General features: G+C 46.9%; 22 protein-coding genes. All 22 read right to left on the bottom strand.

What is annotated here, in order from left to right:
- Positions 1-13 precede the first annotated feature (13 nt).
- Positions 14-1171, bottom strand: coding sequence for an ADP-forming succinate--CoA ligase subunit beta (gene sucC, locus HAP68_RS07790; protein WP_003154283.1), 1158 nt, complete (start codon positions 1169-1171; stop codon positions 14-16).
- A 174-nt stretch (positions 1172-1345) separates the two neighbouring features.
- Complete coding sequence (locus HAP68_RS07785) at positions 1346-1627, bottom strand: FlhB-like flagellar biosynthesis protein (RefSeq protein ID WP_003154284.1); 282 nt, start codon at positions 1625-1627, stop codon at positions 1346-1348.
- The gene (locus HAP68_RS07780) at positions 1624-3327 is read right to left on the bottom strand and encodes a hypothetical protein (RefSeq protein ID WP_024085298.1); all 1704 of its coding nucleotides are present in this window, start codon (positions 3325-3327) and stop codon (positions 1624-1626) included. The genes HAP68_RS07785 and HAP68_RS07780 overlap by 4 nt, the downstream gene beginning before the upstream one ends.
- A 16-nt stretch (positions 3328-3343) precedes the next feature.
- Positions 3344-4111 (bottom strand): ribonuclease HII, encoded by a 768-nt coding sequence (locus HAP68_RS07775; protein WP_014304999.1) that lies wholly within the window; start codon positions 4109-4111, stop codon positions 3344-3346.
- A 72-nt stretch (positions 4112-4183) separates the two neighbouring features.
- Positions 4184-5032: a ribosome biogenesis GTPase YlqF gene (gene ylqF, locus HAP68_RS07770; protein WP_003154287.1), complete on the bottom strand. Its 849-nt coding sequence runs from the start codon at positions 5030-5032 to the stop codon at positions 4184-4186.
- A 142-nt stretch (positions 5033-5174) separates the two neighbouring features.
- Entirely contained in the window at positions 5175-5522 is a 348-nt protein-coding gene (gene rplS, locus HAP68_RS07765) for a 50S ribosomal protein L19 (RefSeq protein ID WP_003154288.1), read from the bottom strand.
- Between the two features lie 140 nt (positions 5523-5662).
- Positions 5663-6394: a tRNA (guanosine(37)-N1)-methyltransferase TrmD gene (trmD, locus tag HAP68_RS07760; protein ID WP_003154289.1), complete on the bottom strand. Its 732-nt coding sequence runs from the start codon at positions 6392-6394 to the stop codon at positions 5663-5665.
- Complete coding sequence (gene rimM, locus HAP68_RS07755) at positions 6391-6915, bottom strand: ribosome maturation factor RimM (RefSeq protein ID WP_003154290.1); 525 nt, start codon at positions 6913-6915, stop codon at positions 6391-6393. Before rimM ends, trmD begins: the two co-directional genes overlap by 4 nt.
- Positions 6916-6919: 4 nt before the next feature.
- Complete coding sequence (locus tag HAP68_RS07750; protein WP_003154291.1) at positions 6920-7306, bottom strand: YlqD family protein; 387 nt, start codon at positions 7304-7306, stop codon at positions 6920-6922.
- 90 nt (positions 7307-7396) lie between these two features.
- Entirely contained in the window at positions 7397-7642 is a 246-nt protein-coding gene (locus tag HAP68_RS07745) for a KH domain-containing protein (protein WP_007611392.1), read from the bottom strand.
- Entirely contained in the window at positions 7642-7914 is a 273-nt protein-coding gene (gene rpsP, locus HAP68_RS07740) for a 30S ribosomal protein S16 (RefSeq protein ID WP_003154296.1), read from the bottom strand. Before rpsP ends, HAP68_RS07745 begins: the two co-directional genes overlap by 1 nt.
- 105 nt (positions 7915-8019) lie before the next feature.
- The gene (gene ffh, locus HAP68_RS07735) at positions 8020-9360 is read right to left on the bottom strand and encodes a signal recognition particle protein (RefSeq protein ID WP_003154298.1); all 1341 of its coding nucleotides are present in this window, start codon (positions 9358-9360) and stop codon (positions 8020-8022) included.
- A gap of 13 nt (positions 9361-9373) precedes the next feature.
- The gene (locus HAP68_RS07730) at positions 9374-9706 is read right to left on the bottom strand and encodes a putative DNA-binding protein (RefSeq protein WP_003154299.1); all 333 of its coding nucleotides are present in this window, start codon (positions 9704-9706) and stop codon (positions 9374-9376) included.
- 121 nt (positions 9707-9827) lie between these two features.
- Positions 9828-10598: a phosphotransferase family protein gene (locus HAP68_RS07725; protein WP_024085297.1), complete on the bottom strand. Its 771-nt coding sequence runs from the start codon at positions 10596-10598 to the stop codon at positions 9828-9830.
- An 83-nt stretch (positions 10599-10681) separates the two neighbouring features.
- Positions 10682-11671 (bottom strand): signal recognition particle-docking protein FtsY, encoded by a 990-nt coding sequence (gene ftsY, locus HAP68_RS07720; RefSeq protein ID WP_003154301.1) that lies wholly within the window; start codon positions 11669-11671, stop codon positions 10682-10684.
- A gap of 19 nt (positions 11672-11690) precedes the next feature.
- Positions 11691-15251 (bottom strand): chromosome segregation protein SMC, encoded by a 3561-nt coding sequence (smc, locus tag HAP68_RS07715; RefSeq protein WP_024085296.1) that lies wholly within the window; start codon positions 15249-15251, stop codon positions 11691-11693.
- Between the two features lie 101 nt (positions 15252-15352).
- On the bottom strand, positions 15353-16102 hold the full coding sequence (gene rncS, locus HAP68_RS07710; protein ID WP_003154303.1) for a ribonuclease III: 750 nt from the start codon (positions 16100-16102) through the stop codon (positions 15353-15355).
- A 138-nt stretch (positions 16103-16240) separates the two neighbouring features.
- Complete coding sequence (acpP, locus tag HAP68_RS07705) at positions 16241-16474, bottom strand: acyl carrier protein (RefSeq protein WP_003154310.1); 234 nt, start codon at positions 16472-16474, stop codon at positions 16241-16243.
- Positions 16475-16558: 84 nt separating this feature from the next.
- Positions 16559-17299 (bottom strand): 3-oxoacyl-[acyl-carrier-protein] reductase, encoded by a 741-nt coding sequence (gene fabG / locus HAP68_RS07700; protein WP_003154312.1) that lies wholly within the window; start codon positions 17297-17299, stop codon positions 16559-16561.
- Positions 17292-18245 (bottom strand): ACP S-malonyltransferase, encoded by a 954-nt coding sequence (gene fabD, locus HAP68_RS07695; RefSeq protein WP_024085295.1) that lies wholly within the window; start codon positions 18243-18245, stop codon positions 17292-17294. The genes fabG and fabD overlap by 8 nt, the downstream gene beginning before the upstream one ends.
- An 18-nt stretch (positions 18246-18263) precedes the next feature.
- Complete coding sequence (plsX, locus tag HAP68_RS07690; RefSeq protein WP_003154319.1) at positions 18264-19262, bottom strand: phosphate acyltransferase PlsX; 999 nt, start codon at positions 19260-19262, stop codon at positions 18264-18266.
- Positions 19263-19275: 13 nt separating this feature from the next.
- Entirely contained in the window at positions 19276-19842 is a 567-nt protein-coding gene (gene fapR / locus HAP68_RS07685) for a transcription factor FapR (RefSeq protein ID WP_003154320.1), read from the bottom strand.
- Between the last annotated feature and the right edge of the window lie 46 nt (positions 19843-19888).

Here is a 19888-nt window from a genome sequence, read left to right as displayed (position 1 = left end):
CTTTCATTCTTTCCTAAACTAAGGATACGATTTTCTGTGCGCCGTCTGCCATTGATTCCGCAGATGTGATGTTTAAGCCTGATTCATTCAGGATTTTCTTTCCTAAATCTACGTTTGTCCCTTCAAGGCGCACGACCAGCGGCAATGTCAATCCGACTTGTCTCGTCGCTTCAACAACGCCCTCGGCGATGACATCACACTTCATGATGCCTCCGAAAATATTAACGAAAATTCCTTTTACGTTTTGATCGGAAAGAATGATTTTAAAAGCTTCCGTCACTTTTTCTGCGGTTGCGCCGCCCCCGACATCAAGAAAGTTTGCAGGTTCTCCGCCGTAGTGTTTAATGATATCCATTGTAGACATTGCAAGACCCGCGCCGTTTACCATACAGCCGATATTTCCATCAAGGGAAATGTAGCTTAAATCGTATTTTGACGCTTCGATTTCTTTCGGATCTTCTTCATCTAAATCTCTGTATTCCATAATGTCTTTTTGTCTGTATAACGCATTGCTGTCGAAGTTCAGCTTAGCATCCAGCGCCATGACGTTTCCGTCCCCCGTAACGACGAGAGGGTTGATCTCAGCGATGGAGCAGTCCTTCTCAACAAATGCTTTATATAAACCGAGCATAAATTTAGCGGCTTTGCCGACAAGCTCTTTCGGGATGTTAATTGCGAATGCAATTTCCCTTGCCTGATAGCCCTGAAGGCCGACAGCCGGATCAATTACCGCTTTTTTAATTTTTTCAGGTGTTTTTTCCGCTACTTCTTCAATCTCCGTTCCGCCTTCTTCAGACGCCATTAAAACGATTCTTGAAGTAGCGCGGTCAAGTACAAGCCCGACATAGTATTCCTTTTTAATATCGCAGCCTTCTTCAATAAGTAAGCGTTTTATTACTTGTCCGTCCGGACCCGTTTGATGTGTGACGAGCGTCTTGCCTAACAGTTCTTCGGCATACTCTTTCACTTCATCTTTTGTTTTTGCAATCTTTACCCCACCAGCTTTGCCGCGGCCGCCAGCATGGATTTGCGCCTTTACGACATAAACCGAGCTTGACAGGCTCTCTGCTTTTTCAACTGCTTCCTCTGCTGTAAAAGCCACTTTACCTTCAGGAACAGACACCCCGTATTTTCTGAGGACTTCTTTTCCCTGGTACTCATGGATATTCATTTCCCATCCTCCTAACTTATGTAGCAAAACTAAAAATAGACTGCGCTTTCATTCTATATAATACTGGAAGAATTGTCTAGGGTTCAAAACAAAATCTTTATATCCTTCCAAACATTCTAACTTTTATTTTATTGAAAATATAAATTTAAACGGAGTCCGGGAAATGAATGGTCCTTATTTTTCGTTTTTCAGGGTTTCGTCCAGTCTGTAAACAAATGAAAAAATTTCGGCAACGGTTTCATAAAGCGCCTCCGGTATGTGATCGTCAACCGTCAAATGGCGCATTAATTCGACAAGGGTTCTGTCTTCCTGAATGGGGACCCCAGCCTTCTCAGCTTCTTTTATAATATTTTCCGCCACATGCCCCCTGCCTGTTGCGACAACTTTCGGGGCTTGATCTTTCTGCCGGTCGTAATGCAGGGCGACAGCTCTTCTTAACGGCGTTTGCTCTTTCATATTTTCACATCCACTTTTCTTCCGCCGTCTTTTTCTATAAACTCTTCCACAAGAGCGCTCTGGTCTTTCGGGCGCCGTTTTTTAGACGTGACGCCTGACAGGCTGAAGCCCGTTTCTTTTACGGCTTCTTTTAAAGCCGGTACGAGAGGGTCGATGGCCGCCTGAAGCTCAAAATCAGTCTCAACCGTAATGGTCATTACATTTTGCTGAATCATGCAGTCCACAACGGTTTCTTGCAGTGTTTCAAGATGCAGCAAAAACAGGAGCCTGCAATGTGACGGATCGAGTTTTCCGTCCGGCTTCTTCCGTCCTTTAAAGAGAACTGTGATGTCATTCTCATACGCGGACGCTCCCAGCGGAAATGACAGCACCATCTGCGTAAAAGAAGGGTTATGCTGCTCAATAAGCAGCTGGCCGTTTAATTTATGAATAAGCGGTTCCGCCTCTTGTTTAACGGATTGGGGCGCTTCTTGAAGCGTCCGGACGGCTTGGAGGGCCGTTTTCAGCGCTTGTTTCTCCGGCTGCGGAGATACGCCTTTTTCAAGCGCTGTAATGAATGATAATTCATCACGCGTGCCCAATCCTTTTTTGATTTTCTGCAAAAGGCTTAATACATCATGTTTTTCCGCATATTTCAATTCGGTGAGCTGAACGGCTTTTTCGAAAACAGCCGCCTCCTGTTCTGTCAGATGTGCTTTTTGAAGAACAGGTGCTGTTTTAAATGTTTTTTCTTGAGAAATGAAAGCCTTAATGATCTCCGCCGTTTCTTTTACGGGGCGGTTTTCAGTTTTTTCTGCCGATGTCATTAATTTCTCTATAATCTGTTTTGCCGTTTTTTCAGGAAGTTCCGGATCTGTCCGCGCACTCGGAGGAGAAGGTTGGCTTGAGACTGCCTTTCCGTTTTCACGAGTCTCTCTGACAAATGGTGATTGTTTTGATTCCGTCCGTTCTCCTTCATCCATCAGCCCGGTTTCTGGGATCGGCATGCGTGCAGCCTCGGCAAGCTTCTTCAAGAGACGTTCTGCATGAAGATCCGTTTCCGCGTTTAATACGTCAGAAACCGCCTCTTTGAGCACAGACAGCTCTTTTGCCGATTGAGGAGCCTGATTGATTGCCTGAAGCAGTCCTGAGAGGAGGCGACGGGTCGGAACCGGATATTTAACGGCATGAATGGCTGACAAGACTTCCGGATGTGCGGGCAGTTCCCGTTTCAGCGCAAATACGATTGTTTCCGCCGCTTTTTTCAATTCGGCGGCCGGAAGCGATTCAGCCCAGCGGATGCAGGCTTTGAGGCTGTTTTCCGTCATCGGCAGCTTCTGCTGCATAAACGTTTCGGCAATCTGCAGAGACACAGGGCCCGGTTTGACGGAAAGAGCGTTTAACAGTCTACCCGCCGCTTCCTGAACGGTTTTCGGGCTTCCTTCGAATTGATCGATGACATGAAGCCGGCCCGTTTTTTCCGCCGGCTGTTTGTCATAAGAAAACCAGTAATACGCCTGCGGCCGGAGGGCGGTTTCAAGCTTTCCCTGCATCGTCCGGCCGCCGATCTGGATAAGAGCGCTTTGATCGTCCAGCAAACGGAGAACCTTCCCTAACAGCAGCCTTTGAGTACCGCTGTCTTTACCGCCGTCCTGCCGGTCCGGAGGGATTTCCGCCGTCAGCTGTCTGAAAGCCGCTTGGATTTCGCCGCTAATGTTCATGTCTTAAGCCTCTTTTCTAACAATAAGATTGAACGGGAGCGAACGTTTTTCGGTGAATAGTTGTCGGTCCGTATGCCTGAAGAGCTTCAAGATGTTCTTTCGTTCCGTAGCCTTTATTTTTTTCAAAGCCGTACATGGGGTAAGTTTTGGCGTACTCAGCCATGAGACGGTCCCGCGTTACTTTTGCTATGCAGGCTCCGGCGGCAATTGACACGCTTTTGGCATCCCCTTTTATAACTGATGACTGCGGAATGTCAAGCGGAAGGGTCATGGCATCAACAAGCAGATAATCAGGTGTTTCCGTTAAAGCATTGACGGCTTTTACCATCGCCAGTCTCGCGGCCTCATAAATGTTGATCCGGTCAATGACGTCCGCATGGACAATGCCGACTCCTACAGCCGCCGCTTCTTCCGTGATCCGGCTGTAATACTCCTCGAGCTTCTTTTCCGACAATTTCTTCGAGTCCGTGAGACCGAGAATCTCGCATTCTGCCGGCAAAATGACGGCGCCGGCGACAACCGGTCCGGCAAGCGGCCCTCTTCCGGCTTCGTCAACACCCGCAATCAGGCGGAAGCCCTTTTTGGATGACAGTCTTTCGTATGCCGTCATGTCCAGCCATTGCTCTTTAAGAGCTTTTTCCTTCGCATGCTTTTTCAGCCATTGCTCTAAAAGCGTCTGTACGCTTTTTCTCGGGTCTTTCTCACATTGGGCAAGGAAGGGGTCGCTTTCGTCCCTGATCTCTTGCAGGCGTTCTTTTACGCTTTTTACGGTTAATGTATTCACGTTCTCTTCTCCCTTACATTATGTATATCGGTATTCTGCGGAAAAAATAAAGACCCGCATCGCTGCGCGTCTTTATTCTGATGGTGCTTCAAATGAAAGCCTGCCGAATTTTTCCGTCCGGATGTCCCGAATGATAACTTCCGTTGTTTTATCATAGTCAACCATTCCGCCGCCCATCAAACAGCCGCGTTTTTCACCGATCGCGTCGAAAAGAGCGGCGATATCCTCAGGGATTTCCTGAAGTCCGTAGCGCTCCTTCAAACGGTCGGGATAATGCTCTTCCAGAAAGCGCAGCCCGAAAACAGCCACATCCTGCAGGTTGATAATCGTATCTTTAATCGCCCCGGTGATCGCCAGGCGCAAGCCGACAAGCTCATCTTCAAATTTAGGCCATAAAATTCCCGGTGTATCGAGCAGCTCTAATTCCTTGCCTACCTTTACCCACTGCTGTGAAGTGGTAATGCCGGGCCTGTCTCCCGTCTTGGCAATGTTTTTTTTGGCCAGCCGGTTAATGAGCGTAGACTTGCCGACATTCGGAATGCCGATGATTAATGCGCGGATTGCTCTCGGCCTAACACCTTTTGCTTTCATTTTATCGAACTTATCCTTCAGCAGCTCTTTCGAGGACGGCACGATTTGATGCAGTCCCTGCCCGTTAACGGAGTTTATTGAAAGAGAGGGAATGCCCTGTTCCTGAAAGTGGTCCTTCCACTGGGCAGTCACAGCCGCATCCGCCTTATCGGCTTTATTTAAAAGCATAATGCGCGGCTTATTTTTTAAAATCTCCTCAATCATCGGATTTCTCGATGACATCGGGATTCTCGCATCCACCAATTCGTATACGATATCAATTAATTTCAGTTTTTCTGTTACTTCCCGTCTCGCTTTAGCCATATGGCCCGGGAACCATTGAATGGTCATGTGACTTCGACACCTGCCTTATTTACCGGAACCGGATGTTCCGATGATCTCTTATGTATTTTACGTTGCTTGTTCCGCTTTTACAAATTTCATATAAAAAAAGAGCCTGTTACGGGTAACAAGCTCTTTTCGTTCGTTATCATTATCGTCTGATTTCTTTAATACGAGCCGCTTTTCCGCGAAGTTCACGCAGGTAGTAAAGCTTAGCGCGACGTACTTTACCGTAACGTACAACTTCGATTTTCGCGATTTTTGGTGTGTGTACAGGGAATGTACGTTCAACGCCAACACCGTAAGAAATCTTACGAACTGTGAACGTTTCGCTGATTCCACCACCACGACGCTTGATCACAACACCTTCGAAGATCTGGATACGCTCACGGTTACCCTCAACAACTTTTACGTGTACACGTAAAGTGTCACCAGGACGGAACGCAGGAAGATCAGTGCGAAGCTGTTCTTTTGTGATATCTTGAATTAGTTTTTGCATCGTTTTCAACTCCTTCCAACAGATGCTCTTGGCCACAACTGCAAGGCACAGCGGAACATCGTTTTCAAGCTTCTGAAGGATAAGCCTCCTTAAGCCACAAGTAGTATCTTATCATATCTTCATCACCTGCGCAATAGAATCTATTCGTTTTCCCACTCGGAAATCCATTTTCTTTGCTCATCAGTGAGAGGATAGTTTTCAAGAAGATCCGGACGTCTTAAAAAGGTTCTTCTGATTGATTCTTTATTGCGCCATTCTTGTATTTTGGCATGGTTGCCGGACAAAAGGGTCTCAGGCACTTTTAAGCCTTTATAATCGGCTGGCCTCGTATAGTGAGGATGCTCTAAAAGCCCCGTGCTGAAGGAATCCTCCACGTGGGATGCTTCTTTTCCGAGGACGCCCGGCAAAAGCCTGACAACGCTGTCGGCAATCATCATGGCAGGGAGCTCTCCCCCGGTCAGCACAAAATCCCCGATGGAGATTTCATCAGTGACAAGATGTTCCCGGATCCGTTCATCATACCCTTCATAATGCCCGCAAATAAACATGAGATGTTCCTCTTCCGCCAGCTCCTCGGCTTTCTTCTGCGTATAACGCTCACCTTGCGGGCAGACGAGAATAATGCGCGGCTTGGCGTCCGTACCGGCTGTCAGCTTTTCAACCGCATCAAATACGGGCTGCGGCTTTAACACCATCCCGGCTCCCCCGCCGTACGGGTAATCATCAACCGTTTGGTGTTTATTATCCGAAAAAGCCCGGAAATTGATGACGTCAAAACGGACAGCCTCTTTTTCCTGTGCTTTTTGCAGAATGGATGAACCGAGCACCCCTTGAAACATTTCGGGAAACAGTGTTAAAAAGTCGATTTTCATTCGTCTATTAACCCTTCCATTACATGAATCTTAATTTTCTTCTCATTTATATTAATATCCTTCACCACAGAAGCTATATACGGAATGAGCGCATCTTTTTTGCCTTTTCTTGCAACCACCCATACGTCATTAGCCCCGGGCGTCAAGATTTCCTTCACTGTGCCGATCAGTTCCCCGTCTTCTGACACAACCTCGCAGCCGATGATTTCATGAAAATAAAATTCATCTTCTTCAAGCTCTCCCAAGTCTTCTTCAGGAACTTTGATCACCATGTTTCTTAGGTGTTCGACTTCATTGAGACTCGGCATTTCTTTGAATTGCAGCAGGTGAAACTGCTTGTGAAGCCTGTGGGCGCTGACCGTTACTTTGATTGGCTCCGCAGCCCCCTCCGCAAACAAATAGAGCGTATTGCCGGGCTTGTACCGTTCTTCGGCAAAGTCCGTTTTAGAAATGACCCGCACTTCGCCTTTAATGCCGTGGGTATTTACAATTTTGCCTACATTAAACCATCTGTTTGTCATATTATCACCTCGGGCGGATTTCAATTACTACCCCGTCTTTTATGACGATGGTATTTGCCGCTGTTTTTTCATGCCAGTTATCACCGACGTTGATTGAAAGCAGCGCATCGATCTCCTTTTCCTTCACTTCGCTTCCAAGCGGGAGCGACTCTGTCTGGCTTATTTGGAAATCGATCATTTTGATTTTATCTTGTCTTTTTTCAATGGCTTTTTTAAAAGATTCCGCTACATCGGGATTCTGCTGATCTTTTTCATGTTTTCTAAGCTGAAAATAGAGCTGGCTGCATTCTCGTTCAAGCGTTTGCTTTTTTTCTGCAAAAGAGGCCAAAAGCTTTTCCTTGCTTTGCTCGGTCAGAACCTGCATAACGGTTACCCTGTGAATAATCTGCATAGGACCAGACTCCCCACTCTTCCAACATATTTCTGTTCATTTGCCTTTTTTACGTGTAAAAAAAGGGGAGGTGCCGGCCCTCTCCCTTTTTCAGTCAAATATTTCAAATTGAACTTTCTTAGAAGACTGTGCGCCAGCTGCAAAAACGACGGTTCGAATCGCTCTTGCAGTCCGGCCTTGCTTTCCGATAATCTTACCGGTATCTGACTTATTGACAGATAAGCGCAGCGCAATCTTTTGATCAGTCTCTTCCTTTGTGACCGTTATGTCTTCCGGATGGTCGACAAGCGGAGCCACAATGCTGACAATCAAATCTTCCAAGTTCTGATCAGTCATTACTTGCCTTGTTTAGCGTTGTGGAATTTTTCCATAATTCCTTGGCTTGAGAACAAGTTGCGGACTGTATCAGAAGGTTTAGCTCCTGTTTGAAGCCATTTAAGAGCAAGCTCTTCGTTGATTTTCACTTCAGCCGGCTTTGCAACCGGGTTGTATGTGCCGACTGTTTCGATGAAACGGCCGTCACGCGGTGAACGAGAATCTGCTACAACAATACGATAGAAAGGAGATTTTTTTGCTCCCATACGTTTTAAACGAATTTTTACTGCCATTTTACTAGCACCTCCGAAAATATTTCAACAAGATAGTATATTAACAATGATAAAAGTGTTTGTAAAGTGTTTTTTCTTAACAACGGTTTTATCATGTATAACCGATTACATAAAAGGTAATTTAAAGCCTTTTTTCTTCCCTTTTGACATGTTGGTCATCTGCTTCATCATTTTTTTCATTTCCTCAAACTGCTTTAAAAGACGGTTGACTTCCTGAACGGATGTTCCGCTTCCTTTGGCAATCCGCTTCCGCCGGCTGGCGTTAATAATATCCGGCTGTTCTTTTTCAAGAACAGTCATTGATTTAATGATCGCTTCCACATGATTCAGCTGTTTTTCATCGACTTGGATGTTTTTTAAGCCTTTCATTTTGCCTGCGCCGGGCATCATTTGCAGCAGTTCGTCAAGAGGCCCCATGTTTCGGACCTGGCCGAGCTGCTCCAGAAAATCATCCAATGTGAAGCTCATCGTTCTCATTTTCTGCTCAAGCTCTTTGGCTTTGTCTTCATCAACGGTCGCCTGAGCTTTTTCAATCAGCGTCAGCACGTCACCCATTCCGAGAATCCGGGATGCCATCCGTTCAGGATGGAACGCTTCAAGAGCATCGAGCTTTTCTCCCATTCCGGCGAATTTAATCGGCGTTTCGGTGACCGCGCGGATAGAAAGCGCCGCACCTCCGCGGGTATCCCCGTCAAGCTTTGTTAAAATGACGCCCGTTAAACCGAGCTGGTCATTAAAGCTTTTGGCGACGTTTACCGCATCCTGACCGGTCATTGAGTCGACGACAAGGAAAATTTCCTCAGGATTTGCGACTTCCTTTACGCCGGAGAGCTCATCCATCAGTTCATGATCGATGTGCAGCCGTCCGGCGGTATCTAAAATCACATAATCATGATGCTCTTCCTTCGCTTTTTCAATCGCCTGTCTGGCAATTTCCACCGGGCTGACCTGATCGCCAAGCGAAAAGACCGGCATATCAAGCTGTTTCCCCAGTGTTTCCAGCTGTTTAATCGCGGCGGGGCGGTAAATATCCGCAGCCACGAGCAGCGGTTTGCGGTTATGTTTTTTGCGCAGCAGGTTGGCAAGCTTCCCCGTGGTTGTCGTTTTACCGGCACCTTGGAGCCCGACCATCATAATAACGGTCGGCGGGCGTTTGGCGGCGGCAATTTTGCTTTCTTCGCCGCCCATCAGCTCGGTAAGCTCTTCTTTTACGACTTTAATAACCTGCTGACCGGGTGTCAGACTCTGCATGACGTCCTGCCCGACAGCCCGTTCACTTACTTTTTTCACAAAATCCTTTACGACTTTAAAGTTAACGTCAGCCTCAAGAAGCGCAAGACGGACTTCACGCATCATCTCTTTTACGTCTTGTTCGCTGACTTTTCCTTTTCCGCGGATTTTTGAAATCGTCTTTTGCAGTCGGTCGGCTAATCCTTCAAATGCCATTGTTTGCCGCCTCCTAATCTAATTTCTCAAGCGCTTCAATCAGAGCCGTCATTTTTTCCTCTTCCTGCAAGCCGGAAGCAAGCTCTTTCAGCTTTGTAAACATTTCTTTACGCTCCTGAAACTTTTTAAAAAGGAGCAGTTTTTCTTCATATTGTTCAAGCATCGCTTCAGTCCGTTTGATGTTATCGTAAACGGCTTGCCTTGAAACGTCATACTCTTCGGCTATTTCACCAAGGGAGAAATCGTCCAGATAATAAAGCGACATATAGCTCTTTTGTTTTGACGTCAGCAACGACTGATAGAAGTCAAACAAATAGTTCATTCTCGTCGTTTTTTCGAGCGACATTTGAGCTCTCCCCTTTGTTAAGTCAAATCCCTTTACAAAAACTTAGTTTACATGGTTTCAGAGCGTGTGTCAAGTTTTTATCTTGTCAAAGCAGGATGCTCTTTTTACATAATAAGTGTTTTCAAAAAAATTCATACAGACCGTCGTTAAAATACTCGAATTCTTGTTTTGATACACGATAGCGGCAATAGCCTTCGTAAAAAGCATTGAGACATGATTCATTTGTGACAAAACGACTGATCGCTAATGATTCATCATAACGCGGATCTCCCGCCGATATTCCCGCAGCATCGATAAACAGATAGACCTCTCCGTCTCTCACCAGCACATTATCAGTCGTGCAGTCACCGTGAATCATTGTCTGCTGAACAGGAACAGGCCTATACCTGTCCAATTCCTTCAAAAGCTCTGCACTTCCTTCAGCTTGTCCTTTTTTGACATATTCCCCGGCTCGTTTGATTTGCAGATCGAGCCAGTCTGTTTCCGGCTGTAAACCAGAGACCATTTCGGTTTCATGCAGCCGCTTCAGAAACTGGCCGAAACTTTTGATCAGCTTTTTCTTTTCAGTATCCCCTTTGGCTTTTCTTAAAGCCGAAGTCAGGGTGATTCCATCCTCAAATGACATGATGATATGGCTGGCATGCTGTTCCTGTATCATCCCATAGTAAATAGGAACAGGCAGACGACGAGTTTCCGTCAGTTGTTGTAAAACGAAGGCTTCTCTCATTAACCATTCCCGATACTTCTGTTGAAAAGAACTTTTCAGCAAAAATGCGTCTTGACCGGTCACTATTTTTCGAACGGTTGAAGTGCCTCCCTGTTCATCCAGCAGCAACATATGGTTTATCGCGCCGATCTTACTTTCCAATTCAGCTTTCAGCCATTTGTCCAACAACTGCCCCCTCCATTCCGATCTATCAATGCGTATAAAAAAACGAGTATAAAACCGTCCATTTTATACTCGTTTTTTATTCATTAATCTTCGGCTTTTTCAACTAAATCCGAAAAGAGACCGTATACGTAAGATTCTGCATCAAACCGCTGGAGATCGTCAACCTTTTCTCCGAGGCCGACCAGTTTCACAGGGATGTGAAGCTCATTGCGGATCGCCAGGACGATACCGCCTTTTGCGGTGCCGTCAAGCTTCGTTAATGCGATACCCGTCACATTCGTCGCTTTGGAGAATTCTTTCGCCTGCGCCATCGCATTCTGGCCTGTCGTCGCGTCCAGCGCAAGGAGAACCTCATGCGGGGCCTCAGGCACTTCGCGTTCGATGACGCGTTTGACCTTTTCAAGCTCTTTCATTAAGTTAACTTTATTCTGAAGGCGGCCGGCCGTATCACAAATCAGCACATCCGCTCCTCTTGCTTTAGCCGCGTGTACGGCATCATAAATAACCGCAGCAGGGTCGCTTCCGGCAGCCTGCTTAATGACAGGCACGCCTGTACGCTCCCCCCACACTTCAAGCTGTTCAATCGCCCCGGCTCTGAAAGTGTCTCCGGCAGCGAGCACAACGGATTTGCCTTCATTCTTCAGCTTATGGGCAAGTTTTCCGATCGTTGTCGTTTTTCCGACGCCGTTTACCCCGACAAGCAGAATAACGTTCAGGCGCCCGTCCTGAATATTTAATTCAGAAATCTGTTCGTCGCCGCTGTTATAAATGTCGACAAGCTTTTCAGAAATGACGGACTGCACTTCCTGAGGATCCTGAATGTTTTTCAGCTTCACTTCTTTTTTGAGCTCATCAATCAGCTCCATGACGGTTGTAAAACCTACGTCAGCGCCAATCAGCACTTCCTCAAGCTCCTCGAAGAAATCCTCGTCGACTTTCCGGTAGCGGGAGACGAGTTCGTTCACTTTATTTGAGAAGGAATTTCTTGTTTTTTCAAGACCATCTTTAAATTTTTCAGAGACGGAGTCTGTCTGTTTCGTGATTTTCTCTTTTAATTTTTTAAAAAAGCTCATCTTTCAACCTCTTTCCTCGTTACTGAACGAATTCTTTTGTTTCTTCCAGTTTGACCGAAACCATTCGGGAAACGCCGGATTCCTGCATCGTAACACCGTAGAGGACATCCGCTTCTTCCATGGTGCCTTTTCTGTGGGTGATGACGATAAACTGGCTGTCGCCGCTGTATTTTTTTAAATATTGCGCAAACCTGAATACATTGGCTTCATCAAGCGCAGCTTCCACTTCATCAAGGACGCAGAACGGCACGGGCCTTACTTTCAGAATAGAGAATAAAAGGGCAATGGCAGTCAGCGCCCGTTCTCCCCCTGACAAAAGATTTAAGTTTTGCAGTTTTTTGCCCGGAGGCTGCGCGATAATGTCCACCCCGGAATTAAGAAGATCATTCGGATCAGTCAGCTTCAGTTCAGCCCGTCCTCCTCCGAATAAAGAACGGAACACGTCGTTGAATTGAGAACGGATCTGGATAAACGTTTCATGGAATCGCTTCGTCATTTCAGAATCCATTTCTTCAATGACTTGAAACAGTGTGTTTTTCGCTTCCGTCAGGTCATTTTTCTGCTCTGTTAAAAACTGATACCGTTCGTTTACTCTTTCAAACTCATCGATGCTGCCGAGATTGACCGTTCCGAGCTCTTCAATTGAAAGCTTGATCAGTTTGACCCGTTTTCTCGCCTCTTCAGGCTCGAGTTCAAGCTGATATTGTTCTTTTGCCCCTTCAAAGGATAAGCTGTACTCCTCGCGTAAATACTGCAAGAGATTATCAAGCTCAACTTCCATCCGGCCGAGTTTTACCTCTTCATCTTTCAGAATGTCCGTTTTTTGCTTGTACAGACGCTTCATCTCTTTCAGCTCAAGCTCGTTCGTATCAAGCGCCCGCTGGAGCTTCACACGCTGGTCGCGCCGGCTGGCGATCAATTCGATCGTTCTCGTTTTATCGTGAAGCTTATGATGGGCTGCTTCTTCAAGCTGCTCCTCACCGCTTGTGCTGGACGTCATCTCTGAGGTCAGGAGGCTTAAATCTTCCCGTGTTTCTTTCAGAGCGAGCTGCGTTTCTTCAAGCTCTTTTTTCAGCCTTTTGAGGTTGTCTTCCTCACTCGAGCACGCCTGTTCTTTTTTCGCAGCGGCCACTTTACATTCCGTCAGTTCATGAGAGAGCGTTTCTTTTGTTGAGGATAGGGTCTGCTTTTGTTTTGTCAGCCTTTCCATCTCTTCCTCAAGCTCTTTCAGCTGGCCGGATGCCTCACTCAGCTGTTCTTCCAGAGCTGATTTGCGCGTCTCTTTTTCCCGGCTGCTTTCCGTCAGTGATGCTTTCTCCTGATCGTAAAGCTCCAAATGGGTATTGATGTTCTTTTCAGCAACTTCGAGTTCATACAGCCTGCCTTTTACATCCTGCTGCTTTGTTCTGAAAGCCTCACCGTCTTCACGGAGGCCGCTCAGCGTATGTTCAAGCTCTTGAATGGCCTGCTTCAGCGCTTTGACCTCTTTTTCGAGCAGAGCTGTTTTTTCTTCCATTTCGGCAAGCCGCGCAGTCACCGTCTCAAGCTCGCGGCTTCTGCCGAGCAGAGAATTGTTTTTCTTTTTGACCGCGCCGCCTGTCATTGATCCGCCTGGATTGACGACATCGCCCTCAAGCGTGACGATGCGGTAGCGGTGCCCGAGAAGCTTGGCCAGTTCATTCGCGCCTTTTAAATCTTCAGTGATCAGCACGGTGCCGAGAAGGTTTTGAATGACATTCCGATACGCCGCATCATATGTGACAAGCCCGCTCGCTGTGCCGAGGAAAGACGGATGCTTTGAAGCCGTCTGTTCATCACGGGTTTGAAGCTGGCGCGGTTTCATAACTGTAAGCGGCAGGAACGTCGCGCGGCCGAAGGAATTCTGTTTTAAATATTGAATCGCTTTCCGCGCCGCCTGCTCATCGTCTGTGACAACGTGCTGCGCCGCTGCGCCGAGTGCAATCTCAATCGCCGTTTCATATTTTTGTTCGGTCGCAATCAGTTCGAGAACGGCGCCGCGGATGCCGCCGAGCTGCTCTTTCTGCTTCAGCACTTCTTTTACGCCTTGGTAAAATCCTGAAAAATCGCCTTGCATCGTTTCAAGCATATCTTTTTTGGATCTGGCCTGCTGGACGAATTGATATGCCTGATACAGCGCTGATTCTTTCTTTTCATACTGGCGTTTTTTCTGTTCATATGCTGTCTGGACTTCGCGAAAGCGGACGACCTGATTGTGAATATCCTCTTCAACGGCGGCCAATTCCTCTTCGCACGCCGCTTTGCGGACTGCAATATCGTTACGTTCTTCAAGGTATTTTTCATTGTTTGCGGTCAGTCTCGCCTGCTGGACCGCAGATTGGGACATCTGATCATCTAAAAGCTGCAGCTCGTTGCGAATCGACGCCTGGCTGTTTAACAATTCAAAGTAATCGCTTTTTAATTGTTCGATTTTCTCTTCTACATTTTCATTATGCAGACTGAGAGCCTGCTGCTTTTCTTTCACCTGGGCGTTTAACCGCTTCACTTCCGCACGAAGTTTATCATAGACGGCAGACTGTTTTTCAATGTCCGCTTTCAGTTCGGCTTCTTTGTTCGTGTAATGTGTAACGGATTCCTCTAGCTGTTCCCGGTTTTGAGCGGCGTTTTTTTTACGCTCTTTCAGCACTTCTTTCCGGCCTTCCAGCTTTTCCAGCTCTTCACTTGTCACGAGCAGCACCTGCTGCAGTTCGTTGACTGATTCATCAAGCGCGTGGATTTTATCTCTCGTCTCTTCTATCATCGCTTCTTTTGCGGACAGAGCCGATGATTCCGCCAATTCTTCTTCTTTAGCAGCCTGCACCTTTTCTTTTAAACCCGACCATCTGCTATGCAGTTGTTCAATGTCAAAGGCGGTAAGGGCGATTTCGACATGCTCAAGCTCTTTCTTTTTTTCTAAGTAGTCTTTGGCGATTGATGCCTGGATTTTCAGCGGTTCGACCTGATCTTCAAGCTCGTGGAGAATATCTTCCACCCTGTTTAAGTTATCCTGCGTCTCAAACAGTTTGTTTTCCGCTTTTTTCTTTCGTGTTTTATATTTCAGCACGCCGGCCGCTTCTTCAAAAATACTGCGGCGGTCTTCCGCTTTGCTGCTGAGGATCTCTTCGACTTTCCCCTGGCTGATAATGGAGAATGCTTCTTTTCCGAGCCCGGAGTCCATAAATAAGTCAATGATGTCTTTCAGGCGGCACTGCTGATTGTTGATGAGAAATTCACTTTCTCCGGAACGGTACACCCGCCTCGTCACGCTGACTTCGTGATAATCGATCGGGAGAAAATGATCTTCATTATCAAGCGTTAACGTGACTTCGGCAAGGTTCAGCCGCTTGCGCGAATCACTTCCCGCAAAAATGATATCTTCCATTTTTCCGCCCCGAAGCGAGCGGGCTGATTGTTCGCCGAGCACCCAGCGGATGGCTTCGGTAATGTTGCTCTTTCCGCTGCCGTTCGGACCGACAACGGCCGTGACGCCTTTTACAAAGTCAACGGATATCCGTTCTGCAAATGATTTAAATCCTATAACGTCTAAACGTTTGAGGAACATCCCAGATCCTCCTTATCGTATAAGTATCTCAATATTATCATAATCACCCGCTTATATCAGGCGCAGACATACTGAAATCCCCCTAGGGATACAGGGGGATTTTATTGTTTCGTATGATGTTTTTGCAATTTTGCAAGAGCTTCCTGTGCCGCATGCTGCTCGGCTTCTTTTTTGGAACGTCCGTTCCCGATACCGAGCGCCTCACCTTTAAGAGAGACGAGCGCCTCGAATTCCCGGTTGTGGGCAGGCCCTTTTTCATTGAGAATTTTGTACTCAAGCGATCCTTTTCCGTCCCGCTGTACAAATTCTTGAAGCTGGCTTTTGAAATCCATCACATGAGAAAAAGCACCATCGTTTATTTTAGGGAACACGTACTCTTTCAGGAATTGCTGAACCGGCTCAAGGCCCTGATCCAGATACAGTGCGCCGATAAACGCTTCAAACACATCCGCTAAAAGCGCAGGACGCTTTCTGCCGCCCGTCATTTCTTCTCCTTTTCCCAAGAGAACAAGATCGCCGAATGACAATTCGTGGGCAAGTGAGACGAGTGACGGCTCGCATACGATAGCGGCTCTCAGCTTCGTCAAATCTCCTTCACTCATGGCCGGATATTTGGCAAATAAGAATTGGGAGATCGTCAGTTCCAAAACAGCGTCACCTAAAAATTCAAGCCTTTCGTTGTCTTCATACGGCTTTTTCCGATGCTCATTCACATAAGATGAATGTGTAAATGCTTGATACAAAAGTTTCTCGTTTTGAAAATGAACCGAAATCCGTTCTTGGAACTCTTTAAATTGCTCTATTTTTTTATAGAACTTTTTTTTATCTTTAAAATGTGAGTGTTTTGACATAGTAACCTCCATAGGCACATCAGGTTCACCGCGCTCCCCGCCGTAAACGGAATCAGCAGCGCGTACAGCGTCAGACGCCGGTAACCGAACGATTAAAGGGCTAAAGCCCCGCTGTCAGGCGGGACTTTTAGCATCAGCTTATTGCTGGTTTTGTATGTAGTTCACAGCGTCGCCGACTGTTGCAATCTTTTCAGCATCTTCGTCAGAAATCTCCATATCAAACTCGTCTTCAAGTTCCATAACAAGCTCAACTACATCTAGGGAATCAGCACCTAAGTCTTCCTTGAAAGAAGCTTCAAGTTTGACGTCAGCTTCATCAACGCCAAGGCGGTCTACGATGATTTTCGTTACACGCTCTAATGTATCTGCCATAGCAATTCACCTCCCCTCAAGTATTATAGAGGATTCGTTTTTAAAAAACTAGAGAAACTAGGATGAAATTTTAAAAACAAATCTTTACATCACCATTCCGCCGTCAATATGAAGGGTTTGGCCCGTCATATAACGCGATCCTTCAGAAGCAAGGAACGTAACAACGCTGCTGATATCGGAAGGATCACCGAAACGCGCGAGCGGAATCTGCTTCAGCATTTCATCTTGGACTTCTTTAGAAAGCTTGTCCGTCATATCCGTGGAAATAAAGCCCGGAGCAATGGCATTGACCGTAATATTTCGGCTCGCAAGCTCTTTGGCTGATGACTTCGTTAAGCCGATTACACCGGCTTTTGCCGCCACATAGTTTGCCTGGCCGGGGTTTCCGCTGACGCCGACGATTGATGATACGTTGATAATCCGGCCGGAGCGCTGTTTCATCATCTGTCTTGTAACGGCTTTCGTGCAGTTGAATACACCTTTTAAGTTAATGTTAATGACATCATCCCATTCATTTTCTTTCATTCTCATCAGAAGATTGTCTTTTGTGATCCCCGCATTGTTCACGAGAATGTCGATTGAAGAAAATGCAGCGACAGCCTCTTTCATCATGTTTTGTACTTCTTCGGAATTTGATACATCGGCTTTTACGGCGATCGCGTTTCGGCCCAAAGATTTGATCTCATCTACGACTTCGTTCGCTTTCGCTTCATTCCCGGAGTAGTTGACTACTACATTACAGCCGTTTTTCGCAAGATCAAGCGCGATCGCCCGCCCGATTCCGCGGGACGCTCCCGTTACCACTGCTGTTTTTTCATTAAGCATCCTGATTCTCCTCCTTCAGCGTTTGAATCGCCAGTTCGATGGTTTCATGGTCAGAAACCGAGATTGTTTTAAGGCGGCGGTTCACTTTTTTCACAAGGCCTGAAAGCACTTTTCCGGGCCCGATTTCAACAAACGTCGTGACGCCTTCGTCAATCAGTTTGTTAATGGTTTCTTCAAAGCGAACAGGCGAATACAGCTGTTCGATCAGTTTTTTCTTGATATCGTCTTTTTCCGTCATAACGTCAGCCGAAACGTTTGAAATCACGGGAACAGCCGCATTTTTTAACTCACAGGCGCTGAGCACCTCCTCGAGTTTTTGCGCTGCCGGCTTCATTAATTCAGAATGGAACGGTCCGCTTACTTCTAATGGGATCGCCCGTTTTGCTCCGTTGTTTTTCGCTTCCTCTGAAGCCAGCTCCACGCCTTTTGCCGTTCCGGAAATGACGATCTGGCCGGGGCAGTTCAGATTTGCAAGCTGTACGAGATGACCGTTTTCCGTCACTTGATCCGTCACCTTTTTCAAGGACTCCGCATCCATTCCGAGAATAGCGGCCATGGCGCCTTCTCCGGCCGGCACGGCTTCATTCATGAATTCTCCCCGTTTTCTTACCGTGTAAACGGCATCTTTAAATGTCATCGCTCCCGCCGCAACAAGCGCCGAATATTCTCCGAGGCTGTGGCCGGCGGTGAAATCAGGGGTGATGCCGGATTCTTTAAACTTTTCCAATACGGCGATGCTCGTTGTCAACAGCGCAGGCTGCGCATTGTATGTAAGGGTCAATTCTTCGGCGTCACCTTCAAAAATGAGCGAGCTCAGCTTTGTTTCAAGCGTTTCATCCGCTTCATCAAAAATACGATTTGACGCTTCTTCGCGTTCGTACAGGTCTTTTCCCATACCGATATATTGTGATCCCTGTCCGGGAAATAAAAATGCAATCTTACTCATGATGCGGTAACCTCCAGACTACTCATCTGTTTTTTCTTCTTTTACTTCTTCTTCTATAAATGCGGCCACGTTTTGGCTGACCATTTCTCTCGCCTGGCGCAGCGCATGGTAAACAGCGCGTGCGTCAGAAGAGCCGTGCGCTTTAATGACGGGCGCTTTCAAACCGAAAAGACTCGCCCCGCCGTACTCAGAATAGTCCATTTTCAGTTTCATTTCCATCAGCTTCGGCTTCAGCACTCCCGCTGCGAGCTTAGAAACAAAACTTGAAGTCAGTGTATCTTTCAGCATTTTGAAAATCGATAACGCTGAACCTTCCAATGTTTTCAACGTGACGTTGCCCGTAAAGCCGTCTGTAACGATGACGTCAGCAGCGCCTTCGAGCAAGTCTCTCGCCTCAACGTTTCCGACAAAATTCACGTTTGTTTCTTTTAATAATTCAAACGTCTTTTTTGTCAGGTCGTTTCCTTTCTTTTCTTCCGTGCCGACATTTAACAATCCGACGCGGGGCGAGCTGATTCCGAGGACCTGCCGGGCATATACAGATCCCATAATTCCGTACTGGACGAGGTGCTCCGGTTTGGCATCGACATTGGCGCCCACGTCCAAAAGAAGGAAACCGTCGCCTGAAACGGTCGGAAGCGTCGGCGCAAGCGCAGGCCGGTCGATTCCTTTAATTCTGCCGACGATAAACAGTCCCGCTGTCATGAGTGCGCCCGTATTCCCCGCTGAGATGCAGGCGTCCGCTCTGTTTTCAGCCACTTCCTGCGCCATCAGCACCATAGAAGAGTTTTTCTTTCTGCGTACGGCGCGGACCGGTTCATCCGTCGGTTCAATCACTTCATCGGCGTGCAACACAGTGATGCGGTCTGATGTTGTTGGCAAGTGTGATTCTATCGTTGTCTTGTCACCGACCAGCGTAATATGAAGATCGTCAAATGCCTCAATACTCTTCATTACTCCGTCAATAACAGCTTTGGGTGCGTTGTCGCCTCCCATTGCATCTACAGCTATTCTCATGCATGCTCCACCTTTATGATTGTTTTGAACGGTACATGTCAAAGCTGCCGGAGAACACGACTTCTTCTCCCACATAGCTGTTGACTTCAACTACCGTTCTGCCTTTTTCTTTTTCGACTGCCGTCACTTTGGCTTTCGCAACGACGCGCTCGCCTTCTTTCACCTGTCTTGTAAAGCGGATATTTGCGCTTGCGGTCAGCGCCAGCTCATCATCAATGACGGCTACGGCGAGTGAGTTCGCCTGCGCAAACAAATGATGCCCCCGCGCAATTTGATTGCGGCTGAAGACATGTTCGCGTCTTACTTCTAATATGGAAATGGCCTGGCCGTCAAGCTCCAGATCAATGATTTCACCGATCACTTCGTCTAAAGACAATGATTTCACTTCATCATCAAGCGTTTGTTCTGCCACGTTTTTAATTCTTTCCCTCAGCTCCGGTATTGAGAGCTCTAAGCGGTCTAAACGGATCGTCTGAATGCTGACGCCGAATTTCCCCGCTAATTCTTCATCTGTGATGAAGGGTGTCGATTTGATCGTCTGCTGCAATAATTTTTGGCGTTCTTTCTTGCTTCTTCTCATCTGTAAACACCATCCGGACAATTAAGACTAGGTACTAATAGTAGTA

This window comes from Bacillus sp. Bvel1 (assembly GCF_014872755.1).
GTDB classification, from domain to species: Bacteria; Bacillota; Bacilli; order Bacillales; family Bacillaceae; genus Bacillus; species Bacillus velezensis.
This window is presented reverse-complemented; position numbering and strand designations above follow the sequence as displayed.